Origin of the sequence: Chryseobacterium ureilyticum (genome assembly GCF_900156735.1) — a bacterium.
In the GTDB taxonomy this organism is placed as follows: domain Bacteria; phylum Bacteroidota; class Bacteroidia; order Flavobacteriales; family Weeksellaceae; genus Chryseobacterium; species Chryseobacterium ureilyticum.
Map to the genome: position 1 here is coordinate 547,837 of NZ_FTOL01000001.1, position 21,057 is coordinate 568,893.

Sequence of the window (21,057 nt, forward strand, 5' to 3'; positions counted from 1 at the left end):
TTAGAAATAATTAATTGATTTCATATTTATAAGACAATTAAAAAAAGGATGTTATTACATTTATACCTGTTTTACTTTCCTGTTTCTTTCTCAATTTTTTCTATCATTTTTTCTGCATTCCCGTTGGTTCCGCCAAGACTGATTGCTTTTTTATAGCTCTCTAATGCCAAATCGTATTGCTTATCTGTAAAATACGCTTCTCCTAAACTATCGAAAAGATTAGCATTTTTAGGAAACTCATTGGTAGCCAATTTAAATATTGTTATGGATTCATTGATTTTTTCAAGTCTTAGTAATTCATATCCTAATTTATTGAGTTCACCTGAATTCTCAAAGCTATATTCACTCTTAGAATTTTCTTTAAGTAAATAGTAAGTCTTTATAGCTTTATTTACATCGTTGAGAGATTCTTTTCTTATAGCTTGGTAAATAGATTTTTTAGGAATTTCGTATTCTTTTCCTAACATCACATTGTGAATAATATGACCTAAATCCCAAACTCTATTGAGATTATTGGACAATAAAATTATCGTAATATTATTTTTAAAATCGTTTAAAAAGATGGATTCAAATTTATAAGAAACCCCATTGTGTCTTTGTAGATCCTCTTTTTCAAAGTATCTGCCAAGTGATCCGCCTTCATCTTTTGCATAGGGGTTATTCAACAGAGTTTGAAAGGATTCTTTGGATATTAAACGGTTAGAATTCATGGCTTCAATCCATTTATAAAGATCATTGATATCTACCCAAAGCCAGCCACTTATAAATTTCAATTCCGGGCATCGGACCTTGTCCATATCATAACAAGAGGTTCGGTTTTTATAACCAAATTCTGGCTCAAAAACCGAATTGGTCATTTTTAAGGGTTTAATTATGTTTTTAGTGACAAATTGCTGAAAAGACATTCCAGTTACCTTTTCAATGATTCTTCTCTGTAAAAACACATTACCATTGTCGTACCTGTAACCGGTTCCTGGTTCAAAAAGTAAAGTATCATTGTTTCTCAAAATATTCCAAGCGCCTTCATCATTGACGATGGTTAGCCCTGACTCTATTCGAGGAATACCACTTGCATAATTAATAAGATGACGTATGGTTACTTTCTCCGACCATTTCGGCAATCCCAAATCAAATTTGGAAATCGGGTCATCAAGATTAAGAAGACCACGCTCCACTAGAATCATGATGGAAACCGCATTAAACTCCTTTGCAATAGAGCCTGGGTTAAATATTGATTTATCGGTTAAAGGAGTTTGTTGTGTTTCGTCTGTAAAACCAAATGATTTTTTATAAACAATCGTATTATTTTTAACGACAAGGACGTTCCCATTAAATAAACCTCTTTCATAGGACTTTGTCATTAAAGAATCAATTTGATTGATATAGACTGCTTTTTGTTCAATCGAATTTTGATGTATCTTTTTTGTTTCTTTGGAATTATGTAACGCTTGGGCAGAAAGCGTATTTGTAAATAAAACAGTTGTTAATAATAAGAAAAATCGGTTCTTCATTTTAATTAGTTTTTCTTGATATAAAATTTGATTGATTAGCTAAAGCTTTCTGCAAAGGTGCTTTAAAATGCTTCAATATGCGACCGATTAAAAAAAGTCGAACCCATTTCTTAGAAAAAAAAATGGATTAAATTGGATTTTTTCTGAAATCTGTTGGCGTTGTACCCGTATGTTTTTTAAAAGAAGTACTAAACGACGATTTAGAATTGAAACCAACTTGGTAAAGAATTTCTAAAATAGTGAGTTGTTTTTGCGAAGGATCTTTCAATATTTCTTTCGCTTTTTCGATCCGATATTCATTAATGAAATCAAAAAAATGTTTGTTCATATACAGATTAATTAAAGCCGACAAATCTTTTACAGGTATCTTTAATTGCTCTGCCAAATCCTGAATCGTTAATGAAGAATTGAGATAAGGTTCTTTTTCGATCATAAATTCTTTTAAAGCCAGGATTTGCTTATTTTTTTCATCATCTACTGCAGGAGAAGATTTTTGTTTCGGAATGAGTTCTACAATAGGTTTCAATTGAGAATTCACTCCTCTGAAAAATTCAGGTTTGTTTAATGCAACAAATAGATACCAGCAGGTACAAAATAAAAAGGCAAACCCATCAAGGGTGACAATCCATGCTCTGATTTCTCCTACACCAAAGATAAAAGTAACCAGCCATCTTATAAGGACTATAAAATGTAAGACATAATATAGAATTGTTATTTTATAAAGTGCATTGAGAATAGAGATATTCGGATTCGTATAATTCTCAAGATAGACGGTTTTAGACTTTCTAATCACCAAAAATGAAGCAATAAAATAAACCTGAAATAGAAATTCAAAAAGAAAATAAAAAAAATGCATGATCGGTGATTCGTTCAAAGCATTGATGAAACTCACTTTCGAAGCTCTATCTTCAAAATAAATCCCATACGCCATATACAGATTGAAAGCAATAAACGGAAGGGTATGCCATAAATGACTAGGTTTTAATCGAAAGTTGGAAAAACAAACGGATAATACATAGATAAAACGATGCCGGAGCCAGATAGTTAATACTCCAGCGAAATGCCTCTAGGTTGATATGATTCACCGGAAAATCACGCATCAAAAATTTCAATGCATCTATAGCATTTGTAAAAAGAAATAAAGCAAGAAGCCAATTGGCAAGTCTATGTTTAGTTTTTACAGTCAATAAAAACAACGCAAGAAAAAGTACAAGAAAGATTCCAATAAAAGCGCTTATTTCCAAAAAGCTGTATTTGTCCATAGTTTTTTTAACGTAGGTGCAATTTAATATTTAAATAGGAAAGCTTAAAGAAGTATTGATGATTTGTAAATATCAATACTTTCATGCTCTTAGTTTATTTTGAAATAGTTAAAGAAATAGAAAGGCGCCAACTGTCTTTAGCTGGCGCAATTTAGCAATTTGTGACGTTGGTGCACTTTTATGTAAACACTTTTATCGATGTTTTAGTTTGTATTAAGGTAATAGGATCTTTGTGGAAAATAAAAACCTTGTTATTCTTAAGCATATTTGATTTTAAAATCGGTAGCCAATACTCAGTCCAAACTTTACAACCTGATCGTGATCTGTTTTATCTGCATTGAAAATAAGTCTTCCGTAGGCTGTATTGGCTTCAAAAACAAATCCTTTCTTTGTAATCAGTTTCCATCCAAGCCCCACACCTAATGCAAGATCATAAACATCTTTGCCTTCGGTAAATGTCACGTTGTCTGCTGCATATATTTTTTTTCCATCAATGGAAGTAAACATTCCAAATCCTTCGGCAAAAAAACCGGAAGCATATTTTTTTCCAAAATAATACCTATAGTAGGGAGAGATATAGTAATTCATATCATCATTTTTTGAACGGTCGTATACTTTGAATGCAGAAATCCCTAATGATGAATGCTTGTTGAGGAATCGTTCATAGCCTATTTCCACGGCACCGGATAAGGGAGCGAGTAAATTTAGTTTGATTTCATTGTTTTTCTGATAAGGATTTGCAACAGCTTCACTTTGGGCATTGACAGAATAAAAAGCAAATAAAATAATGAGCTGTAGAAGTTTTTTTTTCATAAAAAAGTTATTTGAATTATTTTGATGCAAAACTCAAATAATAAAAATTAGGACAGGTTTCAAAAGCTTAAAAATGTACAAAATGGTACTTATTTGCTGATGTTTTTATATTCGTTAGGGGTCTGACCGGTAACTTTTTTAAATGCTTTAAAGAAAGTTGTTTTTGAAGTAAAGCCGGCTTCCAATCCCATTGTCAGCAGATTATAATTTTCATATTCCGGATTTGATATCATTTCCTTCACGGCTTCCACCCGATATTGATTGATATAATGGGCAAAGTTATCTCCTGTTACTGTGTTTACTATTTGCGAAACATATCCAGAGCTTATCCCTAGTTTTTCAGCTACTTTTTCTCTGTTTAATGTACTGTCGGTATAAATATGATCATCTTTACAAAGAAGTTCCAGTTTTTGAAAATAAAGATTGTCAGCCGTTATAGATTCTCTGGATTCTTCTGCAGTGATGTTTTCTTGCGCTATACTGTTTTCTGCAACTTGCAGATTGGGATTTATAATAACTAGATCGCTATTTAGAAAATGGAAGACAGCATCTCTGTCTTTGGCAAGCTTGTATTTGTAAATCCCTATATAAGCTGTCCAGTGCATGATAAATGTTGCCGATAAAGCCAGCCCACTCATAGTAGAGGAAATATCTATTCCAAAAAAGAAGCCGGTCATATATGTGATGAGCCAGGTAGATAACAATAAATAGAGAGAAGTTAATAAAACAATTACCCATTTTTTCTCTTGTGGATCTTTTAAGTGCTTTATCATAAAATAAGAGTAAAAAGGTGGAAACAGAATAATGATAAAGGCAAATACAAGCTGAATCAGTCTAAGTATATTGATGATGAAAATGCCAGAATCTGAGATTTTATAAATTCCTAAAATATCATTAAGATGGTATATAATGGTAAAAGTAGAGGAATAGATAAACGGAATGTAATACAAATAAGCTCTTTGTCTGTTCTTTACGGTATCATCAATTCTGTTGATTATAAAAAGGAAGATGAAGACGGGTAATAAAAATATCCATTCAATATAATCCAGAAAACATAGCAAAGGATAGGATTTAAATGCACCTTCAATTTCAAAAACGTAATTCAGTAAAACAAAGGAAAGTGCAAATAGCAAGTAGGCTAAATATTTATTTGATTGACTATTGAAGAGGGAAGATTTTAGAATAACTATGCCTAGAACTATTCCCTGAAAAACAGCAATGTTTAAAAGTGTTGTATAAATCAATTTTTTATTAAAGTTGTTTTAAAGATTTGTGGTGGCATAACATGGATAAATATAGTTCTTTCGTACGAATTGATGAAAAAGAATTTTTATGAATACTGATAACTTTTTAAGGGGGGTGAGAATGAGCTCAACTGAAATGATTTATTCATTTTATAAAAATTAAATGTAGAGGAGACTTCTGGTAAATTAAAAAAAGACACCACCTGTATTAAAGTGGTGCCATTTGGCTGTTGGTGACCTCAATGAGTGTATCTTCAAACATTTTTACCAACACTTTTATTGAGCATAAAGCTCTTGATTACAATAAATAACAGCTTTATATAAAATCATAGTGATCTAATCTAAGCACAAAATAATGTTCAATTGTTTTTTGAGCTTTTTTGCACATTAATAAAAGATCATCTCCTGATGTGTTGTCGAAGCTAAAGTCATCATGGGTTTTCACAATATATTCGGTTACTATTTCGATATTCATCAAATCGAGCTTCGTTGAATCGGTTTTCAATCTATGTTCTTCTTTGAAGAAAGGAATTTTACGGAAAATAGAATCGTTAAACCGAAAGAGATGTATTGTTTTCATTGGAAAAATATTTAATAAAATGAAAAAATTAGGTTGAAGTCTATTAAGAAAGCTTATCTTTCATTTTTCTGTCGATCCATCTTTTGGATAAGGAGCGTTCTGATGGTAATGGGTACATACCCCCTGAAAGTATATATAATAAGCTGTTCCAAAAATTATTTTTCCTGCAGAATTCATGACTGTAGTTTGTTAGTACTTTTAAGTATTCATGCTCATATTCCCTTGCTTCCATTAATGTGTAATCTTTCGGTATATCTTTAATAATATCCATGGCAGTTTGATTAAACATTTTTGGTGAATATTTTTCTATAAAGTCTGATTCAAGTCTGCATACACCAGTAAGTGGAATGAGTAAAGAAAAAATTTCATCATAAAAATTACAAATAGTCACTTTCCATGATAATCTTTCTTCTTCCGGTAAAATCTGACCCGCCAGTTGAATGAGCTTTTTATGGTGGACTTCCAGTTCAATCGTATAAGTTTTGGTTTGCTTCCAGAATATAATTGAATTGATTTTATTTTTTTTAATAATATTTTCAAGTATATATTCAAACTGTATTCTAATATATTTTATAGTATTGCTGGTATCTTCTAAAACGGACTGCCACAGATTATGTTGGCTTAAGCTGCAGTACGTACTGAATACCAATCTTGATCTGTTAGTAAGCTGCTGTAATTCTTTTAACATTCTAAGAATTTCTGTTGCATCCCTTTCCAGGGTGATATTGGCATTCCTAATATAGAATAACGCAACAAACTGTGAGTAATAGGTCCTTCTTGATATGTTTTTTTTATTTCTGAGCCCTAATTGCTTCTTTGGGTGTTTAGTTAGCTTTTTCATCAGAATTTCATTGTAAATCTTTTTTCTTAATAATCCCTTTTTCAAAGGATTTTTGTTGTATTATAAGGGAAATAAGATATTGTCTTAAATCTTTGATTGTGATATTTTTCTCTTTTGCTGAAAAAAATAATGGAGTTTCGTCTAAAAGTTCATATAGCTCAGGAAATTCTTTTTGAATTTCAACTGTTTTTTTGAATATCTTTTTTGTTAAAAATGATATGGTGTCTAGATTATTCATAGCCGCTTTTTTATTATTATTACTATCATTTTAAAGCGTTTATTTCCATTTATAGGATGAGATTCATACTCTTGATTTCTGAAGTTCTTTATGATTCATCACAGTTTGTTTATGCATAAAAGAGTAGACGGTGTTGTAAATAAAAGGGACGGAACTGTCTGATATTCCATCCCTTTTTTCCAGTTAAAGCTTTTGATAAATATATCTTTTCATAGGCTTTACCTGTTCTTGAAACAATTTATGAAAGATTAATTTCTTTAATAATATTGAGAACTTCTTCACGATTTTTTCTTAATCTGTTTCCGATTCTTTCAAGCATTTCCTTTTCTTTACCTTCTTCAAATTTCAGATCATGATCCGTTAATGTTGAAAATTTTTCTTTCAGCTGCTTAGACTGTTCAATCCAGTCTCCTGGAATTTTGAAAGATTTGTCGCCTTTGTTGTGGTTTGTGTCCATAAGGTGGATTTTGGTGTAACGTCATTGCTACAGTACAAAGATGGTTGTTTTGTAATCTATTGTATTACAGATTGTTTTTTTAATGTTGCACATATCACACTTTTACAAATTTCAGGTTGAGTGTTTCTGTTTTCATCATACATTATTTAATTTAGATTAAATAAGATCTCCACAATAAAGACCTGCTATTTTGGAAAACATAGTCTCGCCATGAGATAGCTTACTGTTGATTCCGCTCCCTGATTTAGATTTACATTTTTCTCTTCAAGTCCATCATAACAACCGCCCGTTGCAGGGTTATAAATGATCTGATGCAAATGATTCTTCCCTAAAAACCAGTTAAAAGCACTCCTCATCATCATTAGGTATTTTTCATCCTTAAAAACCCTGTAAAATGTAGATAGGGCTAGTATAGTATAGGCAACGTCAATGGGCTGTTCACCGCCAATGGATTCATTGCTTTTAACCATTTCTTTCTGCAGCCATCCTTTGTTGGAAATGACTTTGATCTCCCCTTTAATAAATATTTTAGAAAGAAGAAACCGGAAAGAGTCATGAGCAATTTGCTTGTACATTTCGTCTTTGGTAGCAATCCATGCACATAATAAAGCTTCAGGGAGGACACTGTTTCCATAGGTCAGATAGCTTTCAAACCAATGCCAGTCTCTATGTTTTTCATGCTGATATATTTTTACCAAACGATTGGCAAGCTTTTTCAATAATGGAATATTGAATTCAGAATTTTGGTAATATAAACCTTTGATGATAAAAGCCATTGCTCTAGGTGAATGGATTTTATCAATAGATGAAAGACTTTTTTCAATCATTGATTCTGCTTCATCAGAAAACTGTTGAGGTAAGATTGTTTTTAGTGAAAGAAGATATCCCAGTGCCCAGATAGCTCTTCCATTGGAATCCTCAAGATTGGTTTCATAATTCTGCTGAGCAAATTCCTTGTCTTGATTTATATAGTTGAGAAAACTACCATCTGGTTGCTGACAGAACTTGATGACATTCAGGTAAGTGGAGATTAAGTCAAGATCAGATTTATCTCCGCTCAGTTCATAATGTCTGCAGGCTACAATCAAAGCACGGGCATTATCGTCCAAAGTATATCCGGAATTGATATCAGGTTTGTTGATTTTAGAAAATTGAATCATTCCAAAATCTGTTGTCATATTTTTGATATGGCTAAGATTGATGATGGGGAATGTATAATGTAATATCATATTGTTTTTGCTGTATTTTTGAAATAATAAGGCATGTGAAATAGAAGAATTCTCCCAGGCTGTGGGAGCCATTTTTTCCAAACTATTTGATCGTAATTTTTCCTGTGCAGTTTCATTTTTCAGTAATGAATTCACCGCAGCAGCAAGCTGTTTTGGAGCTTCAAAATCAATAATGATTCCCAGGTCTTCATTCAGTACTTCCAGAGCATGAGGGATTGGGGTGGAAACAATGGGGCAGCCACAGCTGATGGCATAGGAAAAAGTTCCGCTTACCGCCTGATTTCGGTCTTTAGAAGTGAAAAGATAGATATTGGTAAGCTGGAGATAATCTAACAGCTCATCCAAAGGCAGATATTGATTGATAAAGTAAGTATGTTTTTCTAAATGGAGCCTTTTAATAGTATCCTCCAAAAAATTACGATACTTTTCGCCTTCACACTTAACGATACCAGGATGCGTTTTTCCAATAATCAGAAACATTACATCGGGATTTTGGCTAATAATTTCAGGCAAAGCTTCTAAAGTGGTTTCAATATTTTTCCCCGAACCCAATAAACCGAATGTTGAAAGTATCTTTTTATCTTTAAATCCGTATTTTTCTTTCAAGGAAGTTTTGTCAATAGTTGGCAATAAATGAGTACCATGCGGGATCACTTTAATTTTATCAGATGGAATGTCATAATCTTTGGATAAAATGCCTGCAGAAATATCGGTCATAACAATAATAGATTTGGTAAAACTGCTGATTTCTTTTACCTTTTCTTGTAATTCCCAATCTGGCTTTGGTAGAACGGTATGAAAAGTAACAATGATATCTTTCTCTAGATTCTGAAGAAAAAGAAGCAATCCGTTTTTGGCTTCGTAGAAAAATCCAAACTCATGCTGGAGCATAACCAATTGAATATTATCATTTTTGTTGATTTTATCAGCCAGTTCCAAATAAGAAATAGCATCAGATGTATTTAACCGATATTCTGGATTTTCTTCGTATTGATGGTGTTCATCCTCAGTTTCTATTGGGCAGATGATGATGTTAAATGATTCTTTGAATTTCAGCGTAAGAGACTGTATCAAATCTTGGCAGTATGTTGCGATACCACACACCTTAGGAGGAAAAGTACTGATAAAGAGAATTTCAGGTTTATGATAAATTGTGTTTTTTTTACTTTGTACAGATCTTCTTTTTATCTTTTCCTCCACGTCTGATTTTATATTTTTATTCATGTTATTATCTATTTTAAAGTCTGACATTCTGTATGGAATATCAATTATAATGTGTCCTGTAATAATTCTTTCAGCAATTCTGAAATACTTAAAGATGCTACGGCAATTCTTTTATCAGCCGCTCCGTAATAAATATGGATTGCATCTCCTTCTATGATAGTTCCGGTGGGGAAGCATACATTTTTGACTTCTCCTTTTTGTTCCCATTCTTCTTCGGGTTTAAAAAGAGGATAAGGAAGTCTTGAAACTTCTTTTTCAGGATGATCAAGATCCAGTAAAGCAGCACATGCACTGTAAACATAGCCTTCAATGGTATCATGTACACCATGGTATATCAAAATCCACCCATATTCGGTTTCTATAGGAGGGCAGCCTCCGCCGATATAGCTTACTTCATGCTCATATTTGGGAGATAATACAATATGCTGTTTAAAGTGAAGGAAATAATCTTTCCAGAAAGCAGGATTCAGCTCTTCAATGTTTTCTATAGCTGCAATTTGGATATCAGGTCTTATACGATGAAGAAAATAAAGCTTACCGTTAATTCTTCTTGGGAAAAATATCACATTTTTATCCCAAAGGAAGATATCTTTACTTTTTTTATGAGTAGATGGGAATTTATTAAAGCGCTTGTACTTTTCTGCTATTTCACCTTGGGATTCTGATAAAAGCTGAAACTTTTTATATGGAATTTTTGGTGTAATAATTCCCATTTTTTTCCATGATATAAGATCCTCAGATACCGCAAGCGTTCCCAATGCATTGATCCCGTCATAACTGGTATAGGTAAGATAAAACAAATGATCTATTTTTACGATTCGGGGATCTTCAGTACCATGTTTTTCATATTCAAACTCAGGGATAATAACTGGATTGCTCAATCGGGTTTCTATAGTCTTGTAATCTGACAGGATACAGTATCCTATACTTGAGAAATTATTTTTTGCAACAGCTCTGTAAAATAAATGTGTCTTTCCGTTATCCTTAATTACAGCAGGATTTAAAACACCTTCACTTTCAAAATCTAATGTTGTTTTTCTGAGTATAATTCCATCTCGTTGTATGGATACCATTCAGTTTCCTTTATTTCGGGCTTCATTTTCCCTGTCTCTTCGTTTATTCACTTTATCTTCCCGTTTCTCTTTTGCGGATCTTATAGGTGGCGTTTTATCCGATTTCTTTTTTCCGTCTTTTTCCTTTGACATGGTGAGATATTTTTTGTTAATGGTAAATGTCGATCATTAAAAAAGGAAAGCTTTACAATAGTCTTTCAATTTGTTGTATAAATCATAGATATTTCCGATGGAATAGATTAACTTTGGGTAAATGTCTGTTAATGAAATAATTGATGGACGTAAACAGTAAGGGTTATGAAGTTGTATATAAAATATATGGTAAGTTTGCGCTGCAAAATGGTTGTTCATCAGGAACTGGAAAGACTGGGCATTAAAAATGCTGTTGTAGATCTGGGAACTGTAGAATTATTAGAGGATATCAGTTTTGAAAAAAGGCAAATCCTGAAAGAAAATTTACTCAAAACAGGACTAGAGATATTAGATGATAAAAAAAGTATCCTGATAGAAAAAATAAAAAATGTGGTCATAGAAATGATTCATTATTCAGATGCGCTTCCAAAAGAAAATTTCTCAGACTATATAAGTGAAAAATTAGGATATGATTATACCTACCTTGCTAATACCTTTTCTGAAGTGAAGGGAATGACACTTCAGCATTTTATCATTATTAATAAGGTAGAAAAGGTAAAAGAATTATTATTGTATGATGAGCTGAATCTTACGGAAATCTCTTATAAACTTAACTATAGCAGTGTAGCTCATCTCTCTAATCAATTTAAAAAAATCACAGGTCTTTCTCCTTCATTTTATAAGCAGTTGAAACAAAGACGTTTGGGAAATCTGGAAGATTTGTAAAAGGTGTGATATATGTAAGATTATTCCAGATATATGTAGCTTGATATATAATGGAAGGACCATCTTTGTGGTATAATAATCAGGAATTTATCAAATCCATTAAAGTTTTATCACCCTAAAATAATGCGATTTTTAGATTGAAAAATATAGCGGACAGTAGAAAATATTCATGATAAAGAATGCTGTTTTCCGGTATTTGAAAACATCGTAGTAGTAAATTAAGACTGGAAAAGCCAATATAAACCATGATAAATTAATAAACTTAAGGATTCTCAATTTTGATAATGAGTATATTAATATCCCGATAAAATAGGAGAACTGTTTTCAGAAGGTTTTAATTAATTAAGGATAGGAACCCATGGTTTCTGTCCTTTTTACCCATATTTATGGGCGTTGATTTATCATAAATTTCATTTACTAAATGTATACTTCTTAGTATTAACTTAATCATGAAGCCATGAAAACAATACACCTTTTTCAATTTAAGAACTCCATTTCCAGAAAGATTCCTTTTTTTAAGGAAGAATGTAGATTAGATAATTTAAATGATTTAATGGTCTATGATCTTATGACCACTGAAAAAGTAACCGAGTTCATTGTTGAGGTTCATGATGATTTTATTTTTGAAGACACAACCAGAGAAGATCTTTTTTCAATGTGCAAAAATGCCAAGGAAATGATTGAACATTATTTTGTGACAACAATGAATGATTATGACGTTATCTGAGAATTAATTTTAGGAATGTAAAAAAAAATATAATTTTTTTAGATCAATATTAAATAATGAATGCAATGAAATTTCAGCAAAGCTTACTTGATTATATCAGTACTTCACTCATTACAATGAATGAAACAGTTTCTATAGCAGAAAGTGTAACCTCGGGATTAATACAGCTTGCTTTTTCCCAAATGCCTAACGCAAAACTGTTTTATAAGGGAGGAATAACTACTTTTACATTACCTGAAAAAAATAGATTTTTAGATATCAATCAAATTGAAGTTCAGGAAAATGGTTTTGAGACCCAAAAAATGGCAGATACAATGGCTGTAAAGGTCGCTGAATCATTTGGAACAGACTGGGGAATTGCTTCTACAGGATATGCTGCATCTGGAAGAAATTCAGGATTTAAAGTATATTCATTTTGTTCATTCAGTTACAAAGGAGAGACTGTACTTTCTAAATGTATAGAGCTTCATGATAAAACGCAGGCTTTAGACGCTCAACTATATTATACTGAGTTTATTTTAGGGTGTTATAAAAGTGCATTGAATCAAATATTAATTTAAATTTGTCATTTATTATCAGTTTAAAAGTATAGATTTTAACCTTTAACTTTCATTGATTATTTAGGTAAATCTCTATGTTTCCAACTCTGTAAAATTCATTGTCAAACTTTACTCGATTTTATATGCTTGAAAAATTAATAGATATAATTTTTTTAAATTCTTGATAAGAATAAAAAATGGCACTACTTGTCTTAAAGTAATGCCATTTTGCTTTTTTGTGACCAAGACAAGTGTATTTTCAAACACTTTTATAGATGATTTAATACGTTTAAGTCAAATTAAACAATAATTAACAATTTCTATCTAAACATTTACTTGTTTATAGCTGTAAAGTCATTTGTAATATAACTTTAAGCATATGAAAGAATCTACTGAGTATAACTGAATTTAAATTGTGATGCTAACATGGAATTAAGTAAGATATTTTAATTCAATTTATAATTTCGGAATTTATCAGATAATAAGCAGTTAATGAATAAACTATAAATTCTCTTATATCTCGTTCAATAGTAAAGAGATTAACGAAATAAAGGAAATTTTAGAGCTTAAAATAGAATAAAAAAACATTATTCTATTCTTGATGTTTTTACCTTACAAATCAGAAGTGATCCTCATTAATATATCATTCTTTAAGCTTTGAGATTTGGTTTTTAAATGCTAGATTTGACCAGCTAAAATCTAAAACAACCTCAGCTTCAAACAATAAGAAGTTAGTGGCAATAAAACCATGATAAAATCATCAATTATGACAAAAATGAAATGGTCTCTATTCATTTTTACAATTACTGCATTATTTTCAAATAGTAATTTATTTGGACAAATAACTTCCAAAGAAGTAGATGCGCTTGTTATGAATGCAATAAAAAAGTTCAATGTTGCTGGAGCAGCGGTGGCTATTGTAAAAGATGGAAAAATCATTCACAAAAAAGGCTATGGTATAAAATCAATAGACACAAAATTACCTGTTGATGAGTATACAAATTTTGAAATAGCGTCCAATAGTAAAGCTTTTACAACGGCTGCTTTATCAATTTTAGTAGATGAAGGAAAAATCTCCTGGCAAGACCCCGTGAAAAAATACATTCCTGAATTTAAAATGTATAATGATTATGTCACTGAGAACTTCACTATAGAAGATTTACTATGCCATCGCAGTGGACTTGGGTTGGGAGTTGGTGATTTAATGATGTTTCCGGATGGTACAGACTTTACCATCAAAGACGTGGTGAAATCTTTTCAGTATTTTGCACCTGTTTCAGGATTTAGAACACAATTTAATTATGATAACCAGCTGTACTTGGTTGCTGGGGAAGTAATTGCACGAGTAAGTGGAATAAGCTGGGAAGCTTTTGTTCAAAAACGTATTATGGAGCCTTTGCAAATGAAAAATTCGTTCAGTTCTGTCAATCAGGTAAAAGATATGAACATAATGGCTACCCCTCATTCCTCAGAATCTGGAACCCTAAAAAAGATAGCCTTATACGGAGCAATGATTAATGGTGCTGCAGGAGGAATTGTCTCCAATGTTGATGATATGTCGAAGTGGATGCTTGTGCAATTGAACAAAGGTAAATATGGTTCAGATTTGGATAAAGAACTCTTTACAAAAGAAAGACAAAATGAAATGTGGACCATACATACTGTGGACCAAGTAGATCCTAATCCAAGATATAACCAACATTTCAATGGATATGGTTTGGGCTGGAATTTATCTGATATAAAAGGAAATCTAAGTGTATCACACACAGGTGGCTTGCCTGGAATGCTTTCTATCGTGAGTATGATTCCTGATCTAAATTTGGGAATTGTTATTTTAACCAATACAGAAAACGGTGGGAGCGGTGTTTTTTCCTCAGTTAGCCAAACCATTATTGATAGCTATTTAGGACTTAACGATTTTGGGTGGGTAGATAAATATGCAGCCTATTTTCAATCGAAAAAAAGCGTTGGAGATGATGTTACCAAAAAAGTTTGGGAAACAGTAAGTAAAGCAAAGAATACAGCCATAAAAAATGAGGATGTAATTGGGATATATGAAGATAAATGGTTTGGAAAAATTGAAATTTTCTCCAAGGGAAATCAATTATGGTTTAAATCTTACCGCTCGCCAAAGCTAAATGGACCTATGAGTTTTTATAAGGCAAATACTTTTGCTATTCAATGGGATTATCAAGATATGAATTGTGATGCATTTGCCATGTTTAGCTTAGATGAAGAAGGCAAAGCGCAAAGTATAAAGATGAAAGGCATATCACCTAATATAGATTTTAGTTTTGACTTTCAGGATTTGGATTTTCAAAAAATAAAAAACTAGTAAATCTGGGGAAAATAAAGAGTAAACCGAAGCTTAATAACTATCCGAGCTGCCAGAAGAAGGTATAAGTAAAAAAGAATGTGGACAGCTAAGTCCACATTTTATATAGCTCCAAACTTAATTTTACTTATATAAATACATGTTTGAAGAATTACTGGATTATGAATTTTTGACTGATATTTTAAGAAATTTTTATTTCACAACTGTAAAAATCTAACTTAATATTAATAACAATAAAAAGACGCTACTTGTTTTAAAGTAGCGTCTTTTGGGCTTTTTTGTGAACTTGACAGGACTTTATTCAAACCATTTATTGATAGATATAGATAATATTTTGAAGGTGTTAAATGATTTTTAATAGTTGCAATTTAATGATATCCATCATTTTTATAACGATTATCAACCTTTTTCATTTTTGTTTTTCTGAAGGGATAGTTATCTGTTAAGGCTTTTTCTATAGCATCATCATAAACCCACTCTTCATCAACAAATTGCCAATAAAATTCAAAGTATTCCAAATCTTTTTGATCTCTTACAACGATAACTCCAATGCATTTTGTAGCCTTGGTATCATATTTATGAGCTATTGTAAAATTGTAGAGAGCAGTTTTCCAATATTGTGTGTTTTTTGAATGTAAAGGAATGAATATAAAACCACAATCTGTAGCAGGGAAATATATTCTGTAAGGCAGAATAATTTCTTCGCTTTCAGAATTTTCTATTGATAATAAAATTCTTTTTTTAAACTCAGAAAGCTCAGAACGATTTAGTTTTGCAATTTCCTGTATGATTGGATAATATTCGGTCTGATGATTAATTAATTTTATATTTTTACTAAAATTATCAATGATATATGAAACATCAAATTTTCCAATATCGGGATTGTGAGTCTGTAGGTTGTTTATATAAGAAGGTTCGAAATGGTCTGCATTTAATGTTTCCAAGAAATGTGCTAAGAAATATTGCTCAGGCAACTCGTTGCTCTTTGTTTTATCAAAGAGAAATAAATGCTCACGAAAGTTTAAGTATTCTTCAATTTCTGCAGGTGTTATAAGATACTTACAGATCCAATAATAATCTTCAGAATGGAAAAGATGTATTAATCCAATCTCAGAACTTTCGTAAAATTTTAAATGCCTCTTAGATTCGGGAAAATTGTCGGGAGGTAGATAGACAATAATCTTTTTTGGATTTATACATTCCTTTGCTTTTATAACATCCAATTTGTGACCTTTTTCATTTTCAATAAAAATTTCCGGATATGTTGAAATGTATTTAAGTGTAGATTTTATTTGTTTAACAGCTTTTTTTAATATCTTGTTCTCAAACCATTTTACATCACTATTTTTAGAATTAGGTTCTCGTTCTTTAATTTGATATATAAAAAATAGTGTGTCTAACCAGACAACATTATCAGCAAACTCCAATTTTTGATTTGTGTTAAGTTCTTTAAAGTCATTCTTACTAAAGGTGAATTCTTTAAAGAATATATTTGAATTGATTTGCGAAATAATATTCTCCGAGTTTGTAATTGCCATAAGAAACCTTAATTTTAAAATTAGAAAAAATGAAATTTATATTTTAGATATTGATGATTTTTAAATTTATCTTCATCCTTCGTAATAGATTGCATCAAGAAATGCGGCTCTTGCATTACTTATTTTCTGTTCTTGATTTGTAGAAACTGTTGGATTCAACCACCATTCAGAATCATATATTTTTTGAATGACGTGCTCCCAATATCCTTCGTAATTAATATCTGATTTTCTCACATCAAATTCATTACAAAATTTTTTTTGATTTTTTGATGTCAGGCAATAGAAAACGTCTGGTCTTTTCATTGCTAAGAGTCTTGAAGCAACTCCTATATAATTGCCTGAAAATACTTTCATAAAATACTTTACGAAATTATCATAATGACATTTTGTGATTTGTCCACTTAAAGGAATTTGGTCGAGGGCTAACGAGATATTTGTATTGTTTGCTATTATTTCGTGAACGTAATCACCACGACCAATCATACTTCCGAAATATCCCCAGTCAGCAGCATAATTTGTTCTTGCGCCAGCTATGAATTTTCTCTCATTTTCTTTAAGCCCACTAAAATGTTCATTGGAACTAAACAGCTTGCGTGAAATTTCAATTACTTTTAATCTTCGTTCAAGTCCGTGAGAATCTTCTTCATGTATTCTTGTGACAAATTCTGACCAGGTCATATTGATTACTGGGATTTCGTGAATGGCCTTACTGTTTTTTTCTTCACTACCATATAAACCCGAAAGGCTCTTTATTTTTGACCTTTGATTTTTCCAAATTGTTCTATAATGAAAAAGGTCAATTTCTGAAAATACTTTGGAAGTTTTCCAGCTTTCCTCTACAAGTTTAAAAGCTGCTTGCAGAAACTCTTCTGAATTGTTATCTAAACAAGAAACTAATGTATTTGCTTCAGTATTTCTATCAAAAGCCTCCTTTGTAAAATTTGAACTGCCAATAATTATTTCCCAATCCTTCTCAGAATTATGAAATATATACAATTTAGGGTGGAATGTTCCTTCTGGCTGATTCATAAATTGAACGTTTTTATGATCTAAGAACGCTTTAATAAAGTCAGGATGTGTTTGATAAAAATGAATTCCGATTACGATTTTTCTTATTTTGTCTTTATTTATTACTAGTTCGTCAAAATGTTTTGAATTTATACCTGCCCAAGCTGCTGTCCAATAAAAATTTTTATATTGCTTTGTTAGTCGACTAAATTCTTTTACTAATTGTTTTGAGCTTATTATTAATTTCATTAATTGCTAAATTAAAAAAACTTAAATGATATATTCAAGCTAGGTTGTTAGGATATATTTTTTATAAAAATCTAATTAAAAATTTCGGGATAAAGGTTTTTTACAACTGTATCCACATCATATTCCTGCTTAGGGAAATTTTGATAAAGTTTTTCTAGTTTGGAGTGGAAAGTTTTTCTTCTGTCTTGTTCAATTATAAAATCCCAAATTCCATATTTTTTGAATGCTAGTTCAATATATTCCCAATATTGACTGTAAAATTGAATTGCATTATTACCAAATGTTATCCAATTTGCAAGCTTAGAGCCTATTATTTGATTGTGTTTGGCAGATTCAAGAATGAATAAAAATGTATCTTTTTCATATGCTTTCTGTATAAGTTTTCTGCTTTTGACTCTATCCCAGATTTTATAACTTTCGAAGTTATTATTTTTTGAATATAGATTAATGTACTCAATATCTTTCTTTTGTAGTTGATATCCTATTTCAAAGAAAAGTTTACATATATAATGTTGAGAAGGAATTTTCTCATTTTTATATAACTCTAAAAATACTGTTTCCTCTATTGAATCTGATTGATTAATATTAACGTAAATATTTTTATTTTGTAAAATGAAAAACAAAAAACTATAGTTATATTCATTTGTTTCTCGAATCCACTTTATAATTGGGGATTTTTTCCTGTTTTTAAAATCTAAATTATTGTTAAGTTCCTTAACCTCTAAATAAGATAGCTCATTTATTTTGTTATCAACAAGCCGATAAGAAGAAAATTTCTTAGATTTTTCATTCTTAATCTGTTGGATGATTTTCTCGATTTTAATTTTGCGCTCTTCCTCCTCTTTTATTTGAAGGGCATTCCACTCATCATCTTCTTTTTTCCTTAATAATTGAATAAGTTCAGTTTCTTTTTTTGCAAGATTTACGGGAAAATTATAATAAAAAGCTTGAATTTGTTTTGAATCAAATGACAGTTCATTTAGTTCAACTGATTTTTGTTTCCACTTATTCTTTACTATGAAATCGTCAATATAAACTTCTTTATATTCACAAAGCAATCTCAAGGAAACGGCAGACTCATCAAGTTTGAAAAAATTATGATAAATATTCAGATACTTAATGTCAAGTTCAAAACTGCCTTGGCTTTTTATATCAAAATTATCAAGGACCCAGATAAGGTAAATATTATTTTCCTTATAAAATTGATGTCTTTTTAGAATATACCATAAGGGTAATTTGGAAAGTTGTATTTCGAAAACAATTTGATAATCTAAGAACTTACAATAGACATCGGGTTTTCTTTTTTCGCCATTTCTGAAAATAAATTTATTGTCTATTGCAATACTGCTTTTGTCAACACCTTCTACTGTTGAAATTAAGTTTCCAATTCTATTTTTAAGTTGTTTATGCCTGTCAGACTCATTTATTTTTGTAATTTCAATATATTCGTTCTGTTGCTGTGGTGTCAAAGAATTATCAGATAATAAGCAGTAAGAATGCTTGGGTAAATGCTTGAAAAAATGACGATCATATATACTTTTAGATAGAGCCAAACCTTGTTCACATTCAACACATATGGGAATTATCTTTTTTTCACCAATCAATCTTCTGATGTCAGAATCAACTGTTCTATTAATTTCGAAAATTACATTAGCATCCAATAGATTTAGAGTAATTTTATCGCGAGCAAGACTGATTAATCGTTCACTTTTTTTCATCTAAATGAATGTTTTTCAATTATTAAGATTATTGTTTATTTGTATTTCTAGTTTTTTTGATCTATAATTTTATCATTCTGGGAATTCCTTATTTGTAAACTTTCCTTCTGTTAAATCAGTAAACCAACCTAATGTTTTTATATCATTTTTTACTAACTCCTCATATTCTTTTGGGTAGGGCTTAATATTTTCGATTAAGCCAAATTTTAGAAAATGATTTTTATTTGTTGAAATTAAAATAATGGTGGGATATTGATACTTTGTATAAACATTAAATGACTCAACAGCTAAATTATTCAATGTATTGAACATCTCATCAGTCATTTCTTCTGTATAGCTGGTGAATAGAATTCCTATTTTTCCGAAGTCTACCAGCCTTCTTCCGAAACGTAATCCTGTATTATTAGCATTGTTACTGTGAAAATCAAAATAACTCTCTCCAATTGATCGCCTTGTTAGACGATCAAATGATAATAAGTGTTTTGCTAATTCTTCTCTGTATGGAGTAATATTTATTAATAATTCATTCTCAACAAATCCATCAACGAAATAACTTATTTTGTCAGCTTCTTTTTTGTTTTCAAATCTTTTTTTTGAAATAAATTCATTCCATTTATTGTCTATGACTAAATAGAATCCATTTACTGTTTCATCATTTAAAATATCAGGAAACTCTCTCTTATTCTCAAAAAAGTGAGCTAATAAATCTTTCTCAGTGCCTGATAGTAGGACTGTTTTTGTGTTATTGTCAAAGCTATTTTCTGTTATTGAAAAGAATTCTTTCTGCGTTTCAACTGAAAAGTCATCTTCTTTGGCAGGAAGAATAATGGTAAATTTATCTTTAAAAAGCTTTTCCCTTTTTTCAATATAATCAATAAAGTCCGGGACTGTATCTAATTCTCTGATAATTGTTTCAAAAGAGTCTCTATCAAATAATGTTATAAAATCACCATTATTGGTAATTGAGCTGAATGGATAAAATTTGACATTCTCACCTAAATTTACTATAATTCTAAAGGTTTTTTTAATAGAATCTTTAGGGAAAATTTCTTCAAATTGTTTATCAGGATGTTTTATTCGAACTTCATCGCTTGAAAATAAAGTTTTGTAAGCCCCATTGATTTGCTTCGTAGCTTTGGAAATAGTATTGTTGAAATAACGAATATGATTACCTTTAAATTCATAATTCTTTACTGAAAAGATTATGGCTATATCTTTGAAAATAATTAGTAAATCACAGATTTCTTTTTTATTACCATTTTCCAATTTTGGACTTGGGTAGCACCAATACTTAAAAAATGTTGAGAAGGCTAACTGATTAACAAATTCTTCTCCGTCGGTTCCTCTAATTTGACTATCCATTATAAATAATTTTATTCATTGTTTTGGTTAATAAAAAGTAAGACTTAAAAATTATATTTATCCAAATCCATTTTATGTTTAATCATCTCATAGGGACTTGACAGGACGCTATCCAAACTCTTTTTTTGCTGATATAGAAAATGTTTTAGAGTTATGTGGTTGAAAATAAGCAGTATATAAATATTGTCTTTACGTATAAACTTAAAAAGATGCTCTTCAAACACATTTCCGGAAGATTTTGTCTTATAAGT

At 30.7% G+C, this 21,057-nt stretch carries 20 protein-coding genes; 4 read left to right on the plus strand and 16 right to left on the minus strand.

Features of this window, described 5'->3' with window-relative positions; genetic code table 11:
* Positions 1-71: 71 nt before the first annotated feature.
* The 12 genes from BW983_RS02185 to BW983_RS24470 form a co-directional block, all read right to left on the minus strand.
* A complete protein-coding gene (locus tag BW983_RS02185; protein ID WP_228408933.1) occupies positions 72-1,361 on the minus strand; it encodes a serine hydrolase domain-containing protein in 1,290 nt (429 codons plus the stop codon).
* 277 nt (positions 1,362-1,638) lie between these two features.
* Positions 1,639-2,442, minus strand: coding sequence for a helix-turn-helix domain-containing protein (locus BW983_RS02190; protein WP_228408934.1), 804 nt, complete (start codon positions 2,440-2,442; stop codon positions 1,639-1,641).
* Positions 2,443-2,485: 43 nt separating this feature from the next.
* On the minus strand, positions 2,486-2,773 hold the full coding sequence (locus BW983_RS24280) for a hypothetical protein (RefSeq protein ID WP_228408935.1): 288 nt from the start codon (positions 2,771-2,773) through the stop codon (positions 2,486-2,488).
* Positions 2,774-3,046: 273 nt separating this feature from the next.
* Positions 3,047-3,586 carry a DUF3575 domain-containing protein gene (locus tag BW983_RS02195; protein WP_076549578.1) on the minus strand — a complete coding sequence of 180 codons (540 nt, stop codon included), beginning with the start codon at positions 3,584-3,586 and terminating at the stop codon, positions 3,047-3,049.
* A gap of 89 nt (positions 3,587-3,675) precedes the next feature.
* Positions 3,676-4,719, minus strand: coding sequence for a helix-turn-helix domain-containing protein (locus tag BW983_RS02200; RefSeq protein ID WP_228408936.1), 1,044 nt, complete (start codon positions 4,717-4,719; stop codon positions 3,676-3,678).
* A gap of 427 nt (positions 4,720-5,146) precedes the next feature.
* A complete protein-coding gene (locus BW983_RS02205; protein ID WP_076549581.1) occupies positions 5,147-5,410 on the minus strand; it encodes a heme oxygenase in 264 nt (87 codons plus the stop codon).
* Between the two features lie 43 nt (positions 5,411-5,453).
* Positions 5,454-6,251 (minus strand): hypothetical protein, encoded by a 798-nt coding sequence (locus tag BW983_RS02210; protein WP_139329206.1) that lies wholly within the window; start codon positions 6,249-6,251, stop codon positions 5,454-5,456.
* Between the two features lie 7 nt (positions 6,252-6,258).
* Positions 6,259-6,489 carry a hypothetical protein gene (locus BW983_RS02215; protein ID WP_076549583.1) on the minus strand — a complete coding sequence of 77 codons (231 nt, stop codon included), beginning with the start codon at positions 6,487-6,489 and terminating at the stop codon, positions 6,259-6,261.
* A gap of 238 nt (positions 6,490-6,727) precedes the next feature.
* Positions 6,728-6,946 (minus strand): hypothetical protein, encoded by a 219-nt coding sequence (locus BW983_RS02220; RefSeq protein WP_076549584.1) that lies wholly within the window; start codon positions 6,944-6,946, stop codon positions 6,728-6,730.
* 185 nt (positions 6,947-7,131) lie between these two features.
* Positions 7,132-9,399 carry a glycosyltransferase gene (locus BW983_RS02225; RefSeq protein ID WP_228408937.1) on the minus strand — a complete coding sequence of 756 codons (2,268 nt, stop codon included), beginning with the start codon at positions 9,397-9,399 and terminating at the stop codon, positions 7,132-7,134.
* 44 nt (positions 9,400-9,443) lie between these two features.
* Positions 9,444-10,472 carry a glycoside hydrolase family 130 protein gene (locus tag BW983_RS02230; RefSeq protein ID WP_076549586.1) on the minus strand — a complete coding sequence of 343 codons (1,029 nt, stop codon included), beginning with the start codon at positions 10,470-10,472 and terminating at the stop codon, positions 9,444-9,446.
* A complete protein-coding gene (locus BW983_RS24470; protein ID WP_262484582.1) occupies positions 10,473-10,604 on the minus strand; it encodes a hypothetical protein in 132 nt (43 codons plus the stop codon).
* A gap of 165 nt (positions 10,605-10,769) precedes the next feature.
* Between BW983_RS24470 and BW983_RS02235 the strand changes: the two genes are divergently transcribed.
* The 4 genes from BW983_RS02235 to BW983_RS02250 all read left to right on the plus strand — a co-directional run bounded on the left by BW983_RS02235 (position 10,770) and on the right by BW983_RS02250 (position 14,931).
* Complete coding sequence (locus tag BW983_RS02235) at positions 10,770-11,330, plus strand: helix-turn-helix domain-containing protein (protein WP_228408938.1); 561 nt, start codon at positions 10,770-10,772, stop codon at positions 11,328-11,330.
* Between the two features lie 457 nt (positions 11,331-11,787).
* Entirely contained in the window at positions 11,788-12,057 is a 270-nt protein-coding gene (locus BW983_RS02240; RefSeq protein WP_076549589.1) for a heme oxygenase, read from the plus strand.
* 65 nt (positions 12,058-12,122) lie between these two features.
* Positions 12,123-12,617, plus strand: coding sequence for a CinA family protein (locus BW983_RS02245; protein ID WP_076550790.1), 495 nt, complete (start codon positions 12,123-12,125; stop codon positions 12,615-12,617).
* Positions 12,618-13,362: 745 nt separating this feature from the next.
* Positions 13,363-14,931 carry a serine hydrolase gene (locus BW983_RS02250; protein WP_076549591.1) on the plus strand — a complete coding sequence of 523 codons (1,569 nt, stop codon included), beginning with the start codon at positions 13,363-13,365 and terminating at the stop codon, positions 14,929-14,931.
* Positions 14,932-15,299: 368 nt separating this feature from the next.
* On the opposite strand, the gene BW983_RS02255 is transcribed toward BW983_RS02250, so the two are convergent.
* The 4 genes from BW983_RS02255 to BW983_RS02270 all read right to left on the minus strand — a co-directional run bounded on the left by BW983_RS02255 (position 15,300) and on the right by BW983_RS02270 (position 20,806).
* Complete coding sequence (locus tag BW983_RS02255; RefSeq protein ID WP_076549593.1) at positions 15,300-16,469, minus strand: hypothetical protein; 1,170 nt, start codon at positions 16,467-16,469, stop codon at positions 15,300-15,302.
* Positions 16,470-16,541: 72 nt separating this feature from the next.
* Positions 16,542-17,726, minus strand: coding sequence for a phospholipase D family protein (locus tag BW983_RS02260; RefSeq protein ID WP_076549595.1), 1,185 nt, complete (start codon positions 17,724-17,726; stop codon positions 16,542-16,544).
* A gap of 71 nt (positions 17,727-17,797) precedes the next feature.
* Entirely contained in the window at positions 17,798-19,444 is a 1,647-nt protein-coding gene (locus BW983_RS02265; RefSeq protein ID WP_076549597.1) for a DUF6035 family protein, read from the minus strand.
* A 72-nt stretch (positions 19,445-19,516) separates the two neighbouring features.
* On the minus strand, positions 19,517-20,806 hold the full coding sequence (locus tag BW983_RS02270) for a hypothetical protein (protein ID WP_076549598.1): 1,290 nt from the start codon (positions 20,804-20,806) through the stop codon (positions 19,517-19,519).
* Positions 20,807-21,057: the final 251 nt, after the last annotated feature.

Excerpts from the sequence above, each read along its gene's own strand:
- BW983_RS02215 (WP_076549583.1), bottom strand. The coding sequence starts at position 6,489 with ATGAATAATCTAGACACCATATCATTTTTAACAAAAAAGATATTCAAA.
- BW983_RS02185 (WP_228408933.1), bottom strand. The coding sequence starts at position 1,361 with ATGACAAAGTCCTATGAAAGAGGTTTATTTAATGGGAACGTCCTTGTC.
- BW983_RS02210 (WP_139329206.1), bottom strand. The coding sequence starts at position 6,251 with ATGAAAAAGCTAACTAAACACCCAAAGAAGCAATTAGGGCTCAGAAAT.
- BW983_RS02240 (WP_076549589.1), top strand. The coding sequence starts at position 11,788 with ATGAAAACAATACACCTTTTTCAATTTAAGAACTCCATTTCCAGAAAG.
- BW983_RS02220 (WP_076549584.1), bottom strand. The coding sequence starts at position 6,946 with ATGGACACAAACCACAACAAAGGCGACAAATCTTTCAAAATTCCAGGA.
- BW983_RS02230 (WP_076549586.1), bottom strand. The coding sequence starts at position 10,472 with ATGGTATCCATACAACGAGATGGAATTATACTCAGAAAAACAACATTA.
- BW983_RS02245 (WP_076550790.1), top strand. The coding sequence starts at position 12,123 with ATGAAATTTCAGCAAAGCTTACTTGATTATATCAGTACTTCACTCATT.
- BW983_RS02205 (WP_076549581.1), bottom strand. The coding sequence starts at position 5,410 with ATGAAAACAATACATCTCTTTCGGTTTAACGATTCTATTTTCCGTAAA.
- BW983_RS02265 (WP_076549597.1), bottom strand. The coding sequence starts at position 19,444 with ATGAAAAAAAGTGAACGATTAATCAGTCTTGCTCGCGATAAAATTACT.
- BW983_RS24280 (WP_228408935.1), bottom strand. The coding sequence starts at position 2,773 with ATGGACAAATACAGCTTTTTGGAAATAAGCGCTTTTATTGGAATCTTT.
- BW983_RS02270 (WP_076549598.1), bottom strand. The coding sequence starts at position 20,806 with ATGGATAGTCAAATTAGAGGAACCGACGGAGAAGAATTTGTTAATCAG.
- BW983_RS02195 (WP_076549578.1), bottom strand. The coding sequence starts at position 3,586 with ATGAAAAAAAAACTTCTACAGCTCATTATTTTATTTGCTTTTTATTCT.
- BW983_RS02250 (WP_076549591.1), top strand. The coding sequence starts at position 13,363 with ATGACAAAAATGAAATGGTCTCTATTCATTTTTACAATTACTGCATTA.
- BW983_RS02190 (WP_228408934.1), bottom strand. The coding sequence starts at position 2,442 with ATGGCGTATGGGATTTATTTTGAAGATAGAGCTTCGAAAGTGAGTTTC.
- BW983_RS02235 (WP_228408938.1), top strand. The coding sequence starts at position 10,770 with ATGAAGTTGTATATAAAATATATGGTAAGTTTGCGCTGCAAAATGGTT.
- BW983_RS02260 (WP_076549595.1), bottom strand. The coding sequence starts at position 17,726 with ATGAAATTAATAATAAGCTCAAAACAATTAGTAAAAGAATTTAGTCGA.
- BW983_RS24470 (WP_262484582.1), bottom strand. The coding sequence starts at position 10,604 with ATGTCAAAGGAAAAAGACGGAAAAAAGAAATCGGATAAAACGCCACCT.
- BW983_RS02225 (WP_228408937.1), bottom strand. The coding sequence starts at position 9,399 with ATGAATAAAAATATAAAATCAGACGTGGAGGAAAAGATAAAAAGAAGA.
- BW983_RS02255 (WP_076549593.1), bottom strand. The coding sequence starts at position 16,469 with ATGGCAATTACAAACTCGGAGAATATTATTTCGCAAATCAATTCAAAT.